The 18,891-nt window shown below is 50.9% G+C and carries 15 protein-coding genes; 7 read left to right on the top strand and 8 right to left on the bottom strand.

The annotated features are described in order from the left end of the window. Nucleotides 1-122: 122 nt before the first annotated feature. The 7 genes from ppiD to bolA all read right to left on the bottom strand — a co-directional run bounded on the left by ppiD (nucleotide 123) and on the right by bolA (nucleotide 9,662). Nucleotides 123-1,994, bottom strand: coding sequence for a peptidylprolyl isomerase (gene ppiD, locus N7E69_RS14235; protein ID WP_000969438.1), 1,872 nt, complete (start codon nucleotides 1,992-1,994; stop codon nucleotides 123-125). 290 nt (nucleotides 1,995-2,284) lie between these two features. Further along, nucleotides 2,285-2,557 (bottom strand): nucleoid-associated protein HU-beta, encoded by a 273-nt coding sequence (hupB, locus tag N7E69_RS14230; RefSeq protein WP_001043544.1) that lies wholly within the window; start codon nucleotides 2,555-2,557, stop codon nucleotides 2,285-2,287. Nucleotides 2,558-2,765: 208 nt separating this feature from the next. Beyond that, nucleotides 2,766-5,120 carry an endopeptidase La gene (gene lon / locus N7E69_RS14225; RefSeq protein WP_001067723.1) on the bottom strand — a complete coding sequence of 785 codons (2,355 nt, stop codon included), beginning with the start codon at nucleotides 5,118-5,120 and terminating at the stop codon, nucleotides 2,766-2,768. A gap of 185 nt (nucleotides 5,121-5,305) precedes the next feature. Then, nucleotides 5,306-6,577, bottom strand: a complete 1,272-nt coding sequence (clpX, locus tag N7E69_RS14220; RefSeq protein ID WP_000130314.1) for an ATP-dependent protease ATP-binding subunit ClpX — start codon at nucleotides 6,575-6,577, stop codon at nucleotides 5,306-5,308. Nucleotides 6,578-6,828: 251 nt separating this feature from the next. After that, complete coding sequence (gene clpP / locus N7E69_RS14215) at nucleotides 6,829-7,452, bottom strand: ATP-dependent Clp endopeptidase proteolytic subunit ClpP (RefSeq protein WP_000122257.1); 624 nt, start codon at nucleotides 7,450-7,452, stop codon at nucleotides 6,829-6,831. 247 nt (nucleotides 7,453-7,699) lie between these two features. Next, nucleotides 7,700-8,998: a trigger factor gene (tig, locus tag N7E69_RS14210; RefSeq protein WP_001198403.1), complete on the bottom strand. Its 1,299-nt coding sequence runs from the start codon at nucleotides 8,996-8,998 to the stop codon at nucleotides 7,700-7,702. Nucleotides 8,999-9,344: 346 nt separating this feature from the next. Then, complete coding sequence (gene bolA, locus N7E69_RS14205) at nucleotides 9,345-9,662, bottom strand: transcriptional regulator BolA (protein ID WP_000973433.1); 318 nt, start codon at nucleotides 9,660-9,662, stop codon at nucleotides 9,345-9,347. Nucleotides 9,663-9,965: 303 nt separating this feature from the next. Here bolA and N7E69_RS14200 point away from each other — a divergent pair, with 303 nt between their 5' ends. The 7 genes from N7E69_RS14200 (at nucleotide 9,966) to cyoE (ending at nucleotide 17,309) form a co-directional block, all read left to right on the top strand. Then, nucleotides 9,966-10,544, top strand: coding sequence for a lipoprotein (locus N7E69_RS14200; RefSeq protein ID WP_001537832.1), 579 nt, complete (start codon nucleotides 9,966-9,968; stop codon nucleotides 10,542-10,544). 43 nt (nucleotides 10,545-10,587) lie between these two features. Then, complete coding sequence (gene ampG / locus N7E69_RS14195) at nucleotides 10,588-12,063, top strand: muropeptide MFS transporter AmpG (protein WP_000098473.1); 1,476 nt, start codon at nucleotides 10,588-10,590, stop codon at nucleotides 12,061-12,063. A 452-nt stretch (nucleotides 12,064-12,515) separates the two neighbouring features. After that, on the top strand, nucleotides 12,516-13,472 hold the full coding sequence (cyoA, locus tag N7E69_RS14190) for a cytochrome o ubiquinol oxidase subunit II (RefSeq protein ID WP_001239448.1): 957 nt from the start codon (nucleotides 12,516-12,518) through the stop codon (nucleotides 13,470-13,472). Between the two features lie 10 nt (nucleotides 13,473-13,482). Then, the gene (cyoB, locus tag N7E69_RS14185; RefSeq protein WP_000467158.1) at nucleotides 13,483-15,474 is read left to right on the top strand and encodes a cytochrome o ubiquinol oxidase subunit I; all 1,992 of its coding nucleotides are present in this window, start codon (nucleotides 13,483-13,485) and stop codon (nucleotides 15,472-15,474) included. Beyond that, nucleotides 15,464-16,078, top strand: coding sequence for a cytochrome o ubiquinol oxidase subunit III (locus tag N7E69_RS14180; protein ID WP_000179833.1), 615 nt, complete (start codon nucleotides 15,464-15,466; stop codon nucleotides 16,076-16,078). Before cyoB ends, N7E69_RS14180 begins: the two co-directional genes overlap by 11 nt. Next, a complete protein-coding gene (locus tag N7E69_RS14175) occupies nucleotides 16,078-16,407 on the top strand; it encodes a cytochrome o ubiquinol oxidase subunit IV (RefSeq protein ID WP_000019878.1) in 330 nt (109 codons plus the stop codon). Before N7E69_RS14180 ends, N7E69_RS14175 begins: the two co-directional genes overlap by 1 nt. 11 nt (nucleotides 16,408-16,418) lie before the next feature. Beyond that, entirely contained in the window at nucleotides 16,419-17,309 is an 891-nt protein-coding gene (gene cyoE, locus N7E69_RS14170; protein WP_000971352.1) for a heme o synthase, read from the top strand. Nucleotides 17,310-17,390: 81 nt separating this feature from the next. On the opposite strand, the gene N7E69_RS14165 is transcribed toward cyoE, so the two are convergent. Then, nucleotides 17,391-18,884, bottom strand: coding sequence for a tetratricopeptide repeat protein (locus tag N7E69_RS14165; protein ID WP_000595934.1), 1,494 nt, complete (start codon nucleotides 18,882-18,884; stop codon nucleotides 17,391-17,393). Nucleotides 18,885-18,891 lie beyond the last annotated feature (7 nt).

The following is an 18,891-nucleotide window of genomic DNA, read 5'->3' as shown; positions in this document are numbered from 1 at the left end:
GCAGCCACGATAGCGGGGCGGAGAAAAACGAACAAACGGCAATTCTCAGAAATGGAAAAGGCCGCGAAAGCGGCCTTTGTGGGATACAACGTTTTGCAATTTTTTGCGAAGCGCCTCGACGATTACTGCTGTTCCAGAGCGTCGCCGATTTTGATTTTCGCCTCTTTACGCAGATTGCTCATCAGCGCCTCAAAGACAATTTGCGCATTGTTCTGCGTGATGCCCTGCACCATCGCTTTTTTCTGCGCTTCCGGCATGGCGCCCGCTTTCACCTCGTCAAACGCCAGCAGAACGACGTTACCCTGCATATCGTTCGCCACGCCATAAACTGGCTTATCTTTCGTCGGAAGGCTTAACGCAAAGGCCGCCTGACTCACCGGATCCTGACTGGTACGACTTAACGTTTTAGGCTCGCCAAAACTCAGCCCCGCCGCTTTCATCGCTTCCGCGCCTTTGCCCGCTTTCAGCTCGACCAGCAGTTTTTCCGCATCCAGCTTCGCCTGTTGTTCCGCTTTATTATGCTTCACCAGGGCAGTGACCTGTTCTTTCACTTCTGCCAACGGCTTCACGGCTTCAGGTTTATGTTCGCTCACGCGCACAACAAAAGCCCGGTCGCCATCTACGGTGATAATGTCTGAATTCGGCCCCGGCGTACCGTTTTCGCCTACCAGACCGCCATTAAAGATAGCATCGGCTACCGGTTTGAAGTTCAGCTCTTCCGGTAAGGTGTCACGGCTAAACCAGCCGGTTTCAACGGCTTTTACGCCAGCGACCTGTTCAGCGCCTGCTAACGACTCATTGTCGTTGCTTGCCGCATCGCTCACTTTCTGCTGCAACGCATAGTAAGCATCCAGCGCTTTTTCCTGTTTCACTTTCGCGGCAATGTCGTCGCGAACCTCGCTTAACGGTTTCACTTTGGCAGGCTGAATATCATCCAGACGCGCCACCAGAAAACCGACAGACGACTTAATCACGCCAGATATCTGGCCTTTTTCTTTTAATCCGGCGTTTTTCAGTTCCGGCACCGTGGCAGACTCTTCCAGCCAGCCCATATCGCCGCCATTACGCGCAGAGATGATATCGGTAGATTTCTCTTTCGCCAGCGTGGCGAAATCTTCGCCCTTGTTCAGCGCATCCAGTACCGCTTTCGCATCATCTTCCGTTTTGGTCTGAATAATGCTGTAACGAATGCGCTCCGGCTGAGTAAACTGATCTACATGCTGGTCATAATAGGCCTGAATATCCGCATCGCTGACCGGTGCCTGCATCGTCGCGGCATCCAGCTTGATATAGCTTACGCGGAACTGTTCCGGCGTCATAAAGCGGACTTTATTCTGATCGTAGTAGCTGGACACTTCCTGATCGGTCACCTGCTGCTTCGCCGCCAGCGCGTTGACATCAATAACGGCTTCACGCACCACGCGCTGTTGAGAGACTAATGCCGCCAGTTCGTCGGTTTCCCCTTTCAGCATAAAATCAGTACCGGCCACGCCGTTGATCAGTTGCTGAGTGGTAAGCTGGTTACGCAGCGCCTGAGCGTACTGATCGGCGGTCATTCCCATCTGATTCACAATCGCGTTATAGCGGTTGTTGTCAAACTTACCGTCCACCTGAAAAGCGGGAGTGGCGAAAATCGCCTGTTTTACCTGCTCATCGCTGATGCCCAGTTTCAGTTCGCGGGAATATTGATCCAACAGCGCTTCATCTATCAGACGATTCAGCACCTGCTGGCGCAGGCTTTTCATATAACCTTCGTTGGCCGCCAGTTCAGAATACCTGTCGCCCAACTGCTGCTGCATACGGTTACGTTCGTTGTTAAACGCATTCTCAAACTGTGCCCGGCTGATTCCCTGGCCATTCACTTTTGCGGCGTAGTTATTGCTTCCGCCAATCAGGTAACCACTAACGCCGGTCAAAATGAACGACACGATAATGATAACGAAAATAATCTTGAGCACGAGACTGTTTGCAGCCGTGCGTAAGCTGTCCATCATGGTGTAACCACACTCCGCTGTAGGTGACTTTACACTTTATCTTTCAGGCGGCTTCTCTGCTGGCTACTGAGTGATTCGCTCAGTAGCCGCGTCGACGCAACCTGAATGATTTGCGTATAGAGACTTCACGCGCATCGCATTTTCTGAACGCGGCGCACAAAAGCCTATTGTGACAAGAAACGAGGGCAATTGTCAGCCCGCAACGCACAGAAAGTCCCGAATCGCCAATAAAAAAGGCACATCAGTTGATGCGCCCTTGTACTTTGTCACATCCCCCGAGGGGATCACGCTTAGTTTACCGCGTCTTTCAGCGCTTTACCTGCACGGAAACTCGGCACTTTGGCAGCGGCGATGGTGATCTCTTTACCTGTTTGCGGGTTGCGACCAGTACGGGCAGCACGCTCTTTAACAGCAAAAGTACCAAAGCCTACCAGTGCAACGTCATCCCCTTCTTTCAGAGATTCGGTAACAGAAGCAATAATCGCATCTAACGCACGTCCAGCCGCAGCCTTAGAGATATCAGCCCCTGCAGCAATTTTTTCGATCAGTTGAGATTTATTCACTCTTCTCTTCCTCTTTATAATTTATATCGCACCTGAATCCTTCGAAGTACGACCGCGCAGCAGTTATATCAGGCCTGCCACGCCCTTACAACACCCGTTAATGGTGGCAGACCCAATCAACCATCTAAATTAGCTATACAAAAAAAGGCTGGCAAGTCCGAAATAGCCTGCCAGCCCTGTTTTTATTAGCGCTATTTGCGCGAGGTCACTATTTTGCGGTTACAACCTGCATTCCAGACGGTTCGTTTTGCAGAGCAAGCGTCAGAACTTCCTCAATGCGCTTCACAGGATGAATATCCAGATCGGCAATCACGTTGTCCGGAATTTCCTCCAGGTCACGTTTATTTTCGAACGGAATTAAGACCGTTTTAATCCCGCCGCGATGCGCCGCCAACAGTTTTTCTTTCAGGCCGCCGATCGGCAACACCTGACCACGCAGCGTGATCTCACCGGTCATTGCCACATCTGCACGCACCGGATTACCGGTCAGGCAGGAAACCAGCGCGGTACACATCGCGATACCGGCGCTTGGACCGTCTTTCGGCGTTGCGCCTTCCGGCACGTGAACGTGGATATCGCGTTTTTCGTAAAAGTCCGGATTAATACCCAGTTTTTCCGCGCGCGCACGCACCACGGTCAGCGCCGCCTGAATGGATTCCTGCATCACTTCACCGAGCGAGCCGGTGTAGGTCAACTTGCCTTTGCCCGGGACGCAGGCGGTTTCGATGGTCAACAGATCGCCGCCCACTTCCGTCCACGCCAGGCCCGTCACCTGACCTACGCGGTTTTCGCTATCCGCGCGGCCATAGTCAAAGCGCTGCACACCGAGGTAGTCGTGCAGATTATCACCGTTAATTTCGATATGTTTTAACGACTTATCGAGCAACAGTTGTTTAACCGCTTTGCGGCACAGTTTGGAGATTTCACGCTCCAGACTACGAACGCCCGCTTCACGCGTGTAATAGCGGATAATACCGATAATCGCGCTATCGTCGACCGTCAGTTCGCCTTTCTTCAGCGCGTTACGCTCGATCTGCTTCGGCAGCAGGTGACGTTTAGCAATATTCAGCTTCTCGTCTTCGGTATAACCGGACAGACGGATCACTTCCATACGATCCAGCAGCGGCGCCGGAATGTTCATGGAGTTGGAAGTGGCGACGAACATCACATCGCTGAGATCGTAATCCACTTCCAGGTAATGATCGCTGAACGCCACGTTCTGCTCCGGATCCAGCACTTCCAGCAGTGCGGAAGCCGGATCGCCGCGCATGTCAGAAGACATTTTGTCGATCTCATCGAGCAGGAACAGTGGGTTTTTAACCCCCACTTTGGCCATTTTTTGGATCAGTTTACCCGGCATAGAGCCAATGTAAGTCCGGCGATGACCGCGGATTTCCGCTTCATCACGCACGCCGCCCAGCGCCATACGGATGTATTTACGCCCTGTTGCTTTAGCGATGGACTGGCCCAACGAGGTTTTACCTACCCCCGGCGGCCCCACCAGACACAGGATCGGCCCCTTGATTTTATTTACACGGCTTTGAACCGCGAGATACTCAAGGATGCGGTCTTTCACGCGCTCCAGACCATAATGGTCAGTATCGAGGATTTCCTGCGCCTGACGCAGGTCTTTTTTGACCTTGCTACGCGCATTCCACGGCACCTGCACCATCCAGTCGATGTAGCCGCGCACCACGGTCGCTTCCGCCGACATCGGAGACATCATTTTCAGCTTCTGCAGTTCCGCTTCCGCTTTCTCTTTCGCCTCTTTCGGCATTTTCGCCGCGTCGATCTTACGCTTCAGCGCTTCGTTTTCGTCCGGCGCGTCGTCCATCTCGCCAAGCTCTTTCTGAATCGCTTTCATTTGCTCGTTCAGATAGTACTCGCGCTGGGATTTCTCCATCTGCTTTTTCACGCGGTTGCGAATGCGTTTCTCAACCTGCAGCAGATCGATTTCAGATTCCATCATCGCCATCAGATATTCCAGACGTTCGTTAACGTCGGACATCTCCAGTACGGACTGTTTATCCGCCAGTTTCAGCGGCATATGCGCGGCGATGGTGTCAGCCAGACGTGCAGGGTCGTCAATGCTATTGAGTGACGTCAGCACTTCCGGCGGAATTTTTTTGTTCAGCTTGATGTAGCCTTCGAACTGGCTGATAGCTGTACGCACCAGCACTTCTTGTTCACGCTCATCAATGGCTGGCGAATCAAGGTACTCCGCCTTCGCGGAGAAATGTTCGCCGTTGTCAGACAGCGCGGAAATACGCGCGCGCTGTAACCCCTCGACCAGCACTTTTACGGTGCCGTCAGGCAGTTTCAGCATCTGCAAAATAGAGGCCACGGTCCCGACGGTGAAAAGATCGTTTACACCCGGCTCATCCGTCGATGCTTCCTTCTGGGCGACCAGCATGATTTTTTTATCATGGTCCATAGCCGCTTCCAGACAACGGATAGATTTTTCCCGCCCTACAAATAAGGGTATGACCATGTGCGGATAAACCACCACATCGCGCAAGGGCAATACGGGGATTTCAATGCGTTCAGAACGCTCAGGATTCATAGAGCTCTCTCTTAGTTTAGTGTCCGCCAGGTAATCAGATAGTATAGCTGTGCTCCATACCACCTATAACATGTACGTCAGTATATGGGGATGTTTCCCACACATTCAACGGCGTGTTTACAGGAAAAACGAAAGGGGAGATAAAATCCCCCCTTTTTTGGCTAACTGATTGTATGAATGTTTAATTATTCGCCAGAAGCCTGCGCTTCCGGTTTGCCGTAAATCAGCAACGGCTTACTCTGACCGGCAATAACGGACTCGTCGATCACCACTTTTTCGACGTCTTCCATAGATGGCAAATCGTACATGGTATCCAGCAGCGCCGCTTCGACGATAGAACGCAGGCCACGGGCGCCGGTTTTACGCGCCATTGCTTTCCTGGCGATAGCGTCCAGCGCTTCGTCACGGAATTCCAGATCGACGCCTTCCAGGTTAAACAGCGCCTGATACTGCTTGGTCAGCGCATTTTTCGGCTCTTTCAGGATTTGAATCAGCGCTTCTTCGCTGAGTTCATTCAGCGTCGCTACCACTGGCAGACGACCGATAAACTCAGGAATCAGACCAAATTTGATCAAATCTTCCGGTTCAACCTGCGACAACAGCTCGCCTTCGCTGGCTTTGTCGGACTTCGCTTTCACCGTCGCGCCAAAACCAATGCCGGAGCCGGTTTCAACACGGTTAGCGATCACTTTATCCAGACCGGCAAACGCGCCGCCGCAGATAAACAGAATCTTAGAGGTATCTACCTGTAAGAACTCCTGCTGCGGATGTTTGCGACCGCCCTGCGGTGGAACCGCGGCGACGGTGCCTTCGATCAGTTTCAGCAACGCCTGCTGTACGCCTTCGCCGGAAACATCGCGGGTAATGGACGGATTGTCTGATTTACGCGAAATCTTATCGATTTCATCAATGTAGACAATCCCACGCTGCGCTTTTTGCACGTCGTAGTCGCATTTCTGCAACAGTTTCTGAATGATATTCTCGACGTCTTCACCAACGTAACCCGCTTCGGTTAGCGTGGTCGCATCCGCCATAGTGAACGGCACATCCAGCAAGCGCGCCAGCGTTTCCGCCAGCAGCGTTTTACCGGAACCGGTCGGTCCAATCAGCAGAATGTTGCTTTTACCTAACTCGACGCCATTGCTGGTATCGCCGTTACGCAGACGCTTGTAGTGGTTATAGACCGCCACCGCCAGCACTTTTTTCGCCTGCTCCTGGCCGATAACGTAATCGTCCAGGTGGGTACGAATTTCATGCGGCGTCGGCAGCGCACTACGTTCACGGTGCGGAGCAACTTCTTTAATTTCTTCGCGAATAATGTCGTTACATAAATCGACGCATTCGTCGCAGATATACACGGATGGACCGGCAATCAGCTTGCGCACTTCATGCTGGCTTTTGCCGCAAAAAGAGCAGTACAACAATTTGCCCGAGCCATCTTTGCGTTTATCTGTCATGAGTCAAAACCTCTTCTTTGTTCTTTGTGCCGCACACGACGACGCAAATGCCATTCTCAGGCGCAAGCCGCTAATCAGCGTTGTGCCGCCCTTCATTAGTATATACACAAAATCATTCGAGCTACATCAAGGCGGCAACTCGGCGACTCCGCAGGCGCTTACATAAGTAAGTCACTGGGAGGCGCGCTAACAGCCAACACCGAGGTAGCGTGAAGGATGAAGTGTATAGCGGCACACTTGCGTCCAGGGCATCAATTACGATGGGTCAAAATTGAGTCAACCAAACCGTACTCTACCGCTTCAGGCGCGGAGAGGAAGCGATCGCGCTCAGTATCACGTTCAATCTGCTCAAGAGATTGACCCGTATGATGCGCCATAAGTTCATTCATGCGCCCTTTTACTTTCAAAATTTCGCGGGCGTGAATTTCAATATCCGTCGCCTGGCCCTGGTAGCCACCCAGCGGCTGGTGGATCATGACGCGAGAGTTCGGCAAGCAGAAACGTTTGCCTTTCGCCCCGGCAGTCAGCAGAAACGCCCCCATAGAGGCCGCCTGTCCCATACAAATGGTGCTGACGTCTGGCTTAATAAACTGCATGGTGTCATAGATGGACATCCCCGCAGTAATTACGCCGCCAGGAGAATTAATGTACAGATAGATATCTTTTTCCGGGTTTTCCGCTTCCAGGAACAGCATCTGCGCCACGATCAGGTTAGCCATATGGTCTTCGACCTGGCCGGTCAGAAATATGACGCGTTCCTTAAGTAGACGAGAATAGATATCAAAAGAGCGCTCACCGCGTGAGGTCTGTTCAATGACCATCGGCACCAGCGCCATATGAGGGGCCAAATTATCTCGTTCTCCGCTGTATGACATTTCCGTCTCCTGGATAAAAATTGAAAAAACCTGCTGTACTGATTGTAACCTGATGGACGGATTATCAGCCAGTCCCTCTGTAATGGGTACGGCATCGCCATAATTCAAGCATAACAATCTTTTGCTCTAACGCTAACACTGAAACGCGGTTTTCGCACCCTTACCATGCAAAATGCGTGACAAAAAAAAACCCGTCACTGAAAGGTGACGGGTTTTTGTGCAAATTTCGTGCTTTTAACGCGACAAATTACGCCTGCTGGTTCATCAGCTCATTGAAGGAAGTGGCTTTTTCAGACACTTTCGCTTTTGCCAGAACCGCTTCAACAGCCTGTTCTTCCAGAGCGACGTTACGCATATTGTCCATCAGCTCTTTATTTTTGCTGTAGAACTCAATTACTTCTTTCGGATCTTCGTAAGCAGACGCCATCTCTTCGATCAGGCCTTTAACGCGTTCTTCGTCCGCTTTCAGCTCGTTGGTACGAATGACTTCGCCGAGCAGCAGACCGACAACTACACGACGCTTAGCCTGTTCTTCGAACAGTTCGCGCGGCAGCTCCAGAGCCTGTTTCTCGTTACCACCAAAACGCTGCGCAGCCTGACGACGCAGAACGTCGATTTCGCTGTCGATCAGCGCAGCCGGTACGTCGATGTCGTTAGCTTTTACCAGACCTTCAATCGCCTGAGACTTAACGCGGTTACGCACCGCGCCTTTCAGCTCGCGTTCCATGTTTTTACGTACTTCAGCGCGCAGACCGGCTACGGAACCATCTTCAACGCCGAAACGTTTGATGAATTCTTCGGTCAGTTCCGGCAGTTCGCGTTCTTCAACTTTCTTCAGGTTGATAACGAACTTAGCCGCTTTACCTTTCAGGTTTTCAGCATGGTACTCTTCCGGGAAGGTCACATCGATAGTGAACTCTTCGCCAGCTTTGTGGCCTTTAACGCCGTCTTCAAAGCCCGGAATCATACGACCCTGGCCCATAGCCAGAACGAAATCGGTCGCTTTGCCGCCTTCGAACTCTTCGCCGTCTACAGAGCCGGTGAAGTCGATGGTCACACGGTCTTCCGCATCAGCAGCGCCGTCTTTTTCTTTCCAGGTCGCCTGCTGCTTACGCAGGGTGTCCAGCATCACATCAACGTCAGCGTCGGTGACTTCAACAACCGGTTTTTCAACTTCGATGGACTCGAGGCCGGTCAGTTCAACTTCCGGATAGACTTCAAACTCGACGGAGTAAGTGAAGTCTTCACCCACTTTGTATTCGCCCGGAACATAGTTCGGCGCGCCTGCCGGGTTAATTTTTTCTTTGATGATCGCGTCAACGAAGTTGCGGCTCATCAGATCGCCCAGCACGTCCTGGCGAACAGAAGCGCCATAACGCTGAGCGACGATATTCATCGGTACTTTGCCTTTACGGAAGCCGTCAATACGTACTTTTTTCGCTACGTTGACCAGCTCGCTTTTTACAGCGGTCTCGATGCTGTCAGCAGCGATTGTAATCGTTACACGGCGGCCAAGGCCCTGAGTGGTTTCAACTGAAACTTGCATCTTGTTACCTCAAAAAATCACAGTGCTCGGTCAACTCTACTCCGCAAGCACGTGCTATTTGCTTCGCGGAACCGGGATGTTCTCATAATCAATCACATTCCCTGTCGTCAGAATCATCCCGAAGACGTTCATATATAAGACGGCGCATTATAGCGGCATCACTTTTGTGAGTCGAGAACGGTGATTGTGCGATGCTGCGGCGGTTTTCACAATTCTCGGCTAATTTTTGTCTGAATACTGTACGACACGCTCAAAATTCAGACAAAACAAAACGGCCCGCAGGCCGTTTTCACATAATTCTGTAGCAACATACTGGAAAAGCGGAGGTAGTTGCAAATCCGTTTTGCTACGCGATGCTTCCCGCGCCGCGACAAGGAGGCGACGCGAAGATAGTATCCTGCAATCCTTCCCACTCTTTGAGGGTATAAGTATGCAGTGCCAGCGCATGTACGGTTGTGGAAAGTTCCGCCGTTAACGTACCGTAAATCATCCGATGACGATTAAGAAAACGTTCGCCTGTAAAGCGATCGCTCACCAGCACGACCTTAAAATGGCTTTCCGATCCTGCAGGAACATTGTGACGATAGCTTTCATCCACAACTTCGAGAAACACGGGGTCGAACGCTGTCCTTAATTTTTCTTCTATTTGCTCACGTATCATCATGAAAATCTCCTCCGACAACGCTGTGATGTCACCCATCCCTTTAAATACTAGCCGCTTTTACCGTTTCCATTACAGCATGACAACAAAAATTTAGCTTTCGTCTGATTATTTCAGCCAAACGTATGAAGTTTACTGCCTTAATCATTCTTTTAGCGCTCAAAATCCCCGCTCGCGCCGTTATCAATACCAAATCGGACATTACGACGAATTTACCTGCGTTGACCACTTCCCCTCGCCGTTAGCGGTGTTATGATGGCGGGAATTTTTACCTATCACGTTTTAAGCGTCATTGAGAGCCTGAATATGTTAAAAAAACTTCTCTTTCCGTTAGTCGCTCTGTTTATGCTGGCAGGATGCGCCACACCGCCGACGACCATTGACGTCGCGCCGAAGATCACCTTGCCACAACAGGACCCGAGCCTGATGGGCGTCACCGTTAGCATTACCGGCGCGGACCAGCGCCAGGATCAAGCGTTAGCGAAAGTCACGCGTAACAACCAGCTGGTAACGTTAACCGCCTCCCGCGATTTACGCTTCCTGTTACAAGAAGTCCTGGAAAAACAGATGACGGCGCGGGGCTATATGATCGGGCCTAACGGCGCGGTTAATCTGCAGATTATTGTTAACCAACTGTATGCTGATGTTTCCCAGGGCAGCGTGCGCTACAACATCGCGACCAAAGCGGATATCGCGATTATTGCGACCGCGGCAAATGGCAGCAAGATGACCAAAAACTATCGCGCCAACTACTCTATTGAAGGGGCGTTCCAGGCCTCTAACCAGAATATTGCCGACGCAGTGAATAGCGTTCTGACCGATACCATTGCTGATATGTCTCAGGACACCAGTATTCACGATTTTATCAAGCAAAACGCCCGTTAATAGCAACAACAAGACCCGGCAGAAGCCGGGTCTGTAGATGCCTATGTCAAGTCAATATTTACGTATTTTCCAGCAACCGCGCTCAGCCATTCTGCTGATATTGGGTTTTGCCTCCGGTCTCCCGCTGGCGCTCACTTCCGGTACGCTACAGGCGTGGATGACCGTCGAGAATATCGATCTTAAAACGATTGGCTTCTTCTCGCTGGTTGGTCAGGCCTATGTGTTTAAGTTTCTCTGGTCCCCGCTGATGGACCGCTACACGCCGCCTTTTTTAGGTCGTCGTCGCGGTTGGTTACTCGCCACCCAACTGTTGTTACTGGCGGCGATTGCGGCGATGGGCTTTCTTGAACCCGGCACGCAGCTACGCTGGATGGCGGCGCTGGCGGTGGTGATTGCTTTTTGCTCCGCCTCGCAGGATATCGTGTTCGACGCCTGGAAAACCGATGTTTTACCCGCAGAAGAACGCGGCGCTGGCGCGGCAATCAGCGTGCTTGGCTACCGGTTGGGAATGCTGGTTTCCGGCGGACTGGCGCTATGGCTGGCCGATCGCTGGCTCGGCTGGCAGGGCATGTACTGGCTGATGGCGGCATTGCTGATCCCCTGCATTATCGCCACCTTACTGGCGCCGGAACCGACCGATACTATCCCGTCCCCGAAATCGCTGGAACAGGCCGTCGTCGCGCCGCTACGCGATTTCTTTGGCCGTAATAACGCCTGGCTGATTTTACTGCTCATTGTGCTTTATAAACTGGGTGATGCCTTCGCTATGAGCCTGACCACCACCTTTTTGATTCGCGGCGTCGGCTTTGACGCCGGCGAAGTCGGCGTGGTCAATAAAACGCTGGGCCTGCTGGCGACGATCGTCGGCGCGTTATACGGCGGCATATTAATGCAGCGTCTTTCGCTGTTTCGCGCGCTGCTGATTTTCGGCATTTTGCAAGGCGCGTCCAACGCCGGTTACTGGTTGCTCTCCATTACCGATAAAAACATGTTCAGCATGGGCGCGGCGGTCTTTTTCGAAAATCTGTGCGGCGGGATGGGTACTGCCGCCTTTGTCGCCTTATTAATGACGCTATGTAATAAGTCGTTTTCCGCAACACAGTTTGCCCTACTGTCGGCCCTCTCCGCAGTAGGCCGCGTTTATGTTGGTCCTGTAGCGGGCTGGTTCGTTGAAGCGCACGGCTGGCCGACATTCTACCTCTTCTCGGTTGTTGCCGCCGTTCCCGGGCTGTTACTGTTGCTGGTCTGTCGGCAAACGCTGGAATATAGCTGGCAGAACGAGCGTTTCATTCCCCGCACGCAATACCGTGGCGCCTACAATTTCGCGCTTTCAATCCTGCTCGCGGGCGTCGCTTTGCTGGCGGTATGGGTACTCCTGCTGACCATGAACGCGTTGGATTACACTAACTTCTCATTCCTGTCCGGATTGCTTGAGACTGCGGTAGCGGTTGCCGTGTGCGGCATTGTCTTTGGCGGGTTGCTGGACTACCTGGCACTACGAAAAACACGCCTGCTCTAAAACATTATTTGCCGTTGTAATAACGACCCGGAATTATAACGGCTAAATAACCATCAATTGATAAAAAATATATTTGTCTTTTTGTGCGCAACAGAATTTTGGAAATTATTGGTAATTTCTACGCTACCTATTTTCTTTACACGATTCAGCCGATTAAATTTAAATTTCTGCCGTTGATTGTCCTTTTATTGATAATAAATTGTTAAGTAATTGTTTTATTTTTACATTGGTTATACCAATTATCCCTCAACATCCCACTTACAGACCTCATCCGCTATAACGCAAAGTTTCAACAGTGTCTTAAAGTTATTTCGACATACTTGGCAACATATGTGACATGCGCGGCAGAACTTGGTAACACAGAACCAATCATGTTTACAGTAATGTAACCTTACCGTAAAATGCCCCTACACTTTAAACGCCACCAGGTCCCGTGGAATTGAGGTCGTTAAATGAGACTCAGGAAATACAATAAAAGTTTGGGATGGTTGTCATTAATTGCAGGCACTGCATTACTCAGTGGCTGTAATTCTGCGCTGCTGGATCCCAAAGGACAGATTGGACTGGAGCAACGTTCGCTGATACTGACGGCATTTGGCCTGATGTTGATCGTCGTTATTCCCGCCATCTTGATGGCTGTTGGTTTCGCCTGGAAGTATCGTGCGAGTAATAAGGATGCGAAGTATAGCCCGAACTGGTCACACTCCAATAAAGTGGAAGCCGTGGTCTGGACGGTGCCTATCTTAATCATCATTTTCCTTGCCGTACTGACCTGGAAAACCACGCACGCGCTTGAACCAAGCAAGCCGCTGGCGCATGACGAAAAACCGATCACCATCGAAGTGGTTTCCATGGACTGGAAATGGTTCTTCATCTATCCGGAGCAGGGTATCGCCACCGTCAACGAGATCGCCTTCCCGGCGAACACGCCGGTTTATTTCAAAGTGACCTCCAACTCCGTGATGAACTCCTTCTTTATCCCGCGTCTGGGTAGCCAGATTTATGCCATGGCCGGTATGCAAACACGTTTGCATCTGATCGCCAACGAACCCGGAACCTACGATGGCATCTCCGCCAGCTATAGTGGCCCGGGCTTCTCTGGTATGAAGTTTAAAGCTATCGCCACCAAAGACCGCGCAGAATTCGACCAATGGGTCGCAAAAGCGAAGCAGTCTCCGAACACCATGAATGATATGGCGGCGTTCGAGAAAGTGGCTATGCCAAGCGAGTACAACAAGGTGGAATATTTCTCCAGCGTGAAACCAGATTTGTTCAAGGACGTTATTAACAAATTCATGGACCACGGTAAGAGCATGGACATGACCCAACCTGAAGGTGAGCACAGCTCGCATGAAGGAATGGAAGGTATGGACATGAGCCACGCGGAATCCGCCAACTCCAAGGGTTGAGGAAGATAAGATGTTCGGAAAATTATCACTGGATGCAGTACCGTTCCATGAACCTATCGTCATGGTAACGATCGCTGCAATTATCGTCGGGGGACTGGCGATACTGGCAGCGATTACTTACTTCGGTAAGTGGACCTACCTATGGAAAGAGTGGTTAACGTCAGTTGACCATAAACGCCTCGGCATCATGTATATCATCGTCGCGATTGTGATGCTGTTACGTGGTTTCGCCGATGCCATCATGATGCGTAGCCAGCAGGCACTTGCCTCCGCAGGCGAAGCGGGTTTTCTACCGCCGCACCACTACGATCAGATCTTTACCGCTCACGGCGTAATCATGATCTTCTTCGTGGCGATGCCCTTCGTTATCGGTCTGATGAACCTGGTGGTTCCGCTGCAGATCGGCGCGCGCGACGTTGCGTTCCCTTTCCTGAACAACCTGAGCTTCTGGTTCACCGTTGTCGGCGTTATCCTGGTTAACCTCTCGCTGGGCGTGGGTGAATTCGCGCAGACAGGGTGGCTGGCTTATCCGCCGCTATCGGGAATAGAGTACAGTCCCAGCGTCGGGGTCGATTACTGGATATGGGCGTTGCAACTCTCGGGTATTGGTACGACGTTAACCGGTATCAACTTCTTCGTGACGATCCTGAAGATGCGTGCGCCGGGTATGACGATGTTCAAGATGCCGGTCTTTACCTGGGCCTCTTTGTGCGCCAACGTACTGATCATCGCCTCTTTCCCGATTCTGACGGTTACCGTCGCGTTGCTGACCCTGGATCGCTATCTGGGCACCCATTTCTTTACCAACGATATGGGCGGCAACATGATGATGTACATCAACCTGATTTGGGCCTGGGGCCATCCGGAAGTGTACATTCTGATTCTGCCGGTCTTCGGGGTATTCTCCGAAATCGCAGCGACCTTCTCGCGTAAACGTCTGTTCGGCTATACCTCGCTGGTTTGGGCGACCGTCTGTATTACCGTACTGTCGTTTATCGTTTGGCTGCACCACTTCTTCACGATGGGCGCAGGCGCGAACGTTAACGCCTTCTTCGGTATCACCACCATGATTATCGCCATCCCGACCGGGGTGAAGATCTTCAACTGGTTGTTCACCATGTATCAGGGCCGTATCGTCTTCCATTCCGCAATGATGTGGACCATCGGCTTTATCGTGACCTTCTCGGTCGGCGGTATGACCGGCGTGCTGCTGGCGGTACCGGGCGCGGACTTCGTCCTGCACAACAGTCTGTTCCTGATTGCGCACTTCCATAACGTGATCATCGGCGGCGTAGTGTTTGGCTGCTTCGCGGGTATGACCTACTGGTGGCCGAAGGCGTTTGGCTTCAAGCTGAACGAAACCTGGGGTAAACGCGCCTTCTGGTTCTGGATTATCGGTTTCTTTGTAGCCTTTATGCCGCTGTATGTACTGGGCTTCATGGGCATGACCCGTCGCCTCAGCCAGCAAATTGATCCGCAGTTCCATACGATGCTGATGGTTGCCGCCGCCGGCGCCGCGCTGATTGCGCTGGGTATCCTGTGTCAACTGATTCAGATCTTCGTTTCTATTCGCGACCGCGATCAGAACCGCGATCTGACCGGCGACCCATGGGGTGGCCGTACGCTGGAGTGGTCAACCTCGTCTCCGCCGCCGTTCTATAACTTTGCCGTTGTGCCGCACGTTCACGAACGTGACGCCTTCTGGGAAATGAAAGAAAAAGGCGAAGCGTACCAACAGCCTGGACAATATGAAGAGATTCATATGCCGAAAAATAGCGGTGCCGGTATTGTTATCGCCGCCTTCGCAACGGTATTTGGCTTCGCCATGATCTGGCATATCTGGTGGCTGGCGATAGTGGGTTTCGCAGGCATGATCATCAGCTGGATTGTAAAAAGCTTTGATGAAGATGTGGATTACTACGTGCCGGTCCCGGAAGTCGAAAAACTGGAAAACCAGCATTTCGATGAGATTACTAAGGCAGGGCTGAAAAATGGCAACTGATACTTTAACGCACGCGACTGCCCACGCGCACGAACACGGGCACCATGACGCAGGCCAGAACAAAATCTTCGGATTTTGGGTCTACCTGATGAGCGACTGCATTCTGTTCTCTATTCTGTTTGCTACCTATGCCGTTCTGGTGAACGGCACCGCTGGCGGCCCGACAGGTAAGGACATTTTCGAACTGCCGTTCGTTCTGGTTGAAACCTTCCTGCTGTTATTTAGCTCCATTACCTACGGCATGGCGGCGATCGCCATGCACAAGAACAACAAGAGCCAGGTTATCTCCTGGCTGGCGTTGACCTTCTTGTTCGGTGCCGGATTTATCGGGATGGAACTCTATGAATTCCATCACCTGATTGTTAACGGTATGGGCCCGGATCGCAGCGGCTTCCTGTCTGCGTTCTTCGCGCTGGTCGGCACGCACGGTCTGCACGTCACTTCCGGTTTGATCTGGATGGCGGTGCTGATGGTGCAAGTTGCCCGTCGCGGTCTGACCAGCACTAACCGTACCCGCATCATGTGCCTGAGCCTGTTCTGGCACTTCCTGGATGTGATTTGGATTTGCGTATTCACTGTTGTTTATCTGATGGGGGCGATGTAATGAGTCATTCTACCGAGAGCGGCGGCGCATCCCACGGCAGCGTAAAAACGTACATGACCGGCTTTATCCTGTCGGTCATCCTGACGGTTATTCCATTCTGGATGGTGATGACCGGCGCTGCCTCTCCGGCCGTTATTCTGGGATCTATCCTGGCAATGGCAGTGGTGCAGATTTTGGTGCATCTGGTGTGTTTCCTGCACATGAACACCAAATCTGATGAAGGCTGGAACATGACGGCCTTCATCTTTACCGTGCTGATCATCGCCATCCTGGTTGTGGGCTCCATCTGGATTATGTGGAACCTCAACTACAACATGATGATGCACTAAGAGCGGCGAGTATGATGTTTAAGCAATACCTGCAAGTAACGAAACCAGGCATCATCTTTGGCAACCTGATCTCGGTGATCGGGGGATTTCTGCTGGCCTCAAAGGGCAGCATTGACTATCCCCTGTTCATTTATACGCTGGTCGGGGTGTCACTGGTTGTGGCGTCGGGTTGTGTATTTAACAACTACATCGACAGGGATATCGACAGGAAGATGGAAAGGACCAAGAATCGGGTGCTGGTCAAAGGCCTGATTTCTCCTGGCGTCTCGCTGGTATACGCCACCCTGCTGGGTATTGCTGGCTTTATGCTGCTGTGGTTTGGCGCTAATCCTCTGGCCTGCTGGCTGGGGGTGATGGGCTTCGTGGTCTACGTTGGCGTGTACAGCTTGTACATGAAGCGTCACTCCGTTTACGGCACGCTGATTGGTTCTCTCTCCGGCGCAGCGCCGCCGGTGATTGGCTACTGCGCCGTAACGGGCGACTTTGACAGCGGCGCGGCGATTCTGTTGGCTATTTTCAGCCTCTGGCAGATGCCGCACTCTTACGCCATCGCCATTTTCCGCTTTAAGGACTATCAGGCGGCCAATATCCCGGTTCTGCCGGTGGTAAAAGGAATCTCAGTCGCTAAAAACCACATCACGCTGTACATCATTGCGTTTGCCGTTGCAACGCTAATGCTCACGTTGGGCGGTTATGCCGGTTACAAATACCTGGTGGTCGCCGCGGCGGTCAGCGTTTGGTGGCTCGGCATGGCGCTACGCGGTTACAAAGTGGAAGATGATAAGGTCTGGGCGCGTAAGCTGTTCGGCTTCTCTATCATTGCGATTACCGCGCTGAGTATCATGATGTCCGTTGATTTTATGGTGCCGAATTCGCAGAATCTGCTGACTTACGTCTGGTAACAAGCGTTGCTATTGAAAAAACCGCCGTGTCACAAACGGCGGTTTTTTTATCCATTTCATCAGGCAGTAACGCCCCACGAGTTATCGATTCTGAATAATATGTAAATTATCCGTTTTCAGTAAATCAACTTTTTTACCATTGATTGTTGCCGTCGCTGACTTCACGGTGAAAGTAAGTTTATGGTAATCACACAAGTCACCGTTTTTCATCAAGAGATATCCCATCGACTTAAAAGAATCCCCCATACCCTGTTCAGCACCCAGAGTATTGAGACCCAAAGGAGGAAAAGCGACTATTCTTTCGTCACTAACTCCAGCATCATTTTTTAATATCAATTCCACACGTAAGTTCGCAACATGAATTAACTTATTCGTATTGACAACAAATCCAATCTGACACAGAGGAATATTATCAATCCTGCCAAATAATCCCGCATATTTTTCTAATGTCAGCTCAGGAAGTTGCTGACTAAAATCATTACGGCGCTTTCGATCTTTTTCACAATAATCAAGATAATCGCGTTGTGTCATCTTTTTTATATAGCTGTTATCGTAATAGTGCCAGGATTGTTGGCAATCGACATCTACACTCTGGCCATTAAAATACATCTGTGCTAAATAATCAGCGGCCGCCTGTAATTCTTTCTCATAAGCTTTTTTAAAAAAATACAGCGCTTTATCGTAATCAACGTTAACCATTACGCCAGAATAGTACATACGACCTAACGTATACAATGCTTCTCCATTACCTTGCTGCGCCGCCATTTCATACCATTTCCTGGCTTTCTCTCCATCTGGTTGTAATCCCAATCCAGCGTGTTCATAAAGAAAACCTAACAGCGTCTGTGAGTCGGCATCCCCCTTCTCGGCCGAAATTCGGAGCCATTTCAGCGCTTCAGCAATATCTATCGTTTTCGTTTCATTATTAAAATACAAAGTAGAGACCAGTTTTGCCGTCTGATACGCGACCTCAGGATCACCCTCTCTCGCCCAGAGTATCGCTATCCGCGCAAGATGTGATGAGTCAAAACCTATTCGACTCAGCAGTTTTCGCTCATCTGATTGCGGGGCATAAAAATAGAAACTTAAGCCTTGAATAAAATGAGGACGAAATGAAAGGTCTCTATATGCCTCAAGTTTATTACTATAAACACTCCCAATTATACGTTCACTCACCTTTTTATCGAGATTGATATTGGGTAGATTAATTTTTTCTCTAAGCTGTTTTGCTAATGTTTTCGCTTGCGTAATGTCCTTTTGGGTACCGATGCCATATTCATAGAAATAAGCTGCATTAAAGCAACCATAATCACCGTCCAAATCACAAGCCTGCTCGTAGTACTTTATTGCTTGCGGAATATCCACAGATACTGAAACACCGTACTCATAAATAAACCCCAACTCCGCCAGCGCTTGAGCATTATTATCTTTGGCTAACGCTTTTAGCTCATTTAGCGCCTGAATATCTTTCTGCGCAATACGGCTATACAACGCGTCAATATCACCACCTGCCTGACATACCGATGCGAAAGAAAGCCCAAGCAGAAACAAAATACTCCATTTCCGTTTTATCATTTTTCAT

The sequence above is a fragment of the Salmonella sp. 3C genome, assembly GCF_025426275.1.
GTDB classification, from domain to species: domain Bacteria; phylum Pseudomonadota; class Gammaproteobacteria; order Enterobacterales; family Enterobacteriaceae; genus Salmonella; species Salmonella enterica.
Note: the sequence above shows the minus strand (reverse complement) of the source record. Positions and strands in the feature narration are given on the sequence as shown.

Bases quoted from the DNA above. Each gene is read 5' to 3' on its own strand.
- ampG (WP_000098473.1), top strand. From the start codon at position 10,588: ATGTCAAGTCAATATTTACGTATTTTCCAGCAACCGCGCTCAGCCATT.
- cyoB (WP_000467158.1), top strand. From the start codon at position 13,483: ATGTTCGGAAAATTATCACTGGATGCAGTACCGTTCCATGAACCTATC.
- tig (WP_001198403.1), bottom strand. From the start codon at position 8,998: ATGCAAGTTTCAGTTGAAACCACTCAGGGCCTTGGCCGCCGTGTAACG.
- N7E69_RS14200 (WP_001537832.1), top strand. From the start codon at position 9,966: ATGTTAAAAAAACTTCTCTTTCCGTTAGTCGCTCTGTTTATGCTGGCA.
- cyoA (WP_001239448.1), top strand. From the start codon at position 12,516: ATGAGACTCAGGAAATACAATAAAAGTTTGGGATGGTTGTCATTAATT.
- clpP (WP_000122257.1), bottom strand. From the start codon at position 7,452: ATGTCATACAGCGGAGAACGAGATAATTTGGCCCCTCATATGGCGCTG.
- lon (WP_001067723.1), bottom strand. From the start codon at position 5,120: ATGAATCCTGAGCGTTCTGAACGCATTGAAATCCCCGTATTGCCCTTG.
- N7E69_RS14175 (WP_000019878.1), top strand. From the start codon at position 16,078: ATGAGTCATTCTACCGAGAGCGGCGGCGCATCCCACGGCAGCGTAAAA.
- bolA (WP_000973433.1), bottom strand. From the start codon at position 9,662: ATGATGATACGTGAGCAAATAGAAGAAAAATTAAGGACAGCGTTCGAC.
- clpX (WP_000130314.1), bottom strand. From the start codon at position 6,577: ATGACAGATAAACGCAAAGATGGCTCGGGCAAATTGTTGTACTGCTCT.
- N7E69_RS14180 (WP_000179833.1), top strand. From the start codon at position 15,464: ATGGCAACTGATACTTTAACGCACGCGACTGCCCACGCGCACGAACAC.
- cyoE (WP_000971352.1), top strand. From the start codon at position 16,419: ATGATGTTTAAGCAATACCTGCAAGTAACGAAACCAGGCATCATCTTT.
- N7E69_RS14165 (WP_000595934.1), bottom strand. From the start codon at position 18,884: ATGATAAAACGGAAATGGAGTATTTTGTTTCTGCTTGGGCTTTCTTTC.
- ppiD (WP_000969438.1), bottom strand. From the start codon at position 1,994: ATGATGGACAGCTTACGCACGGCTGCAAACAGTCTCGTGCTCAAGATT.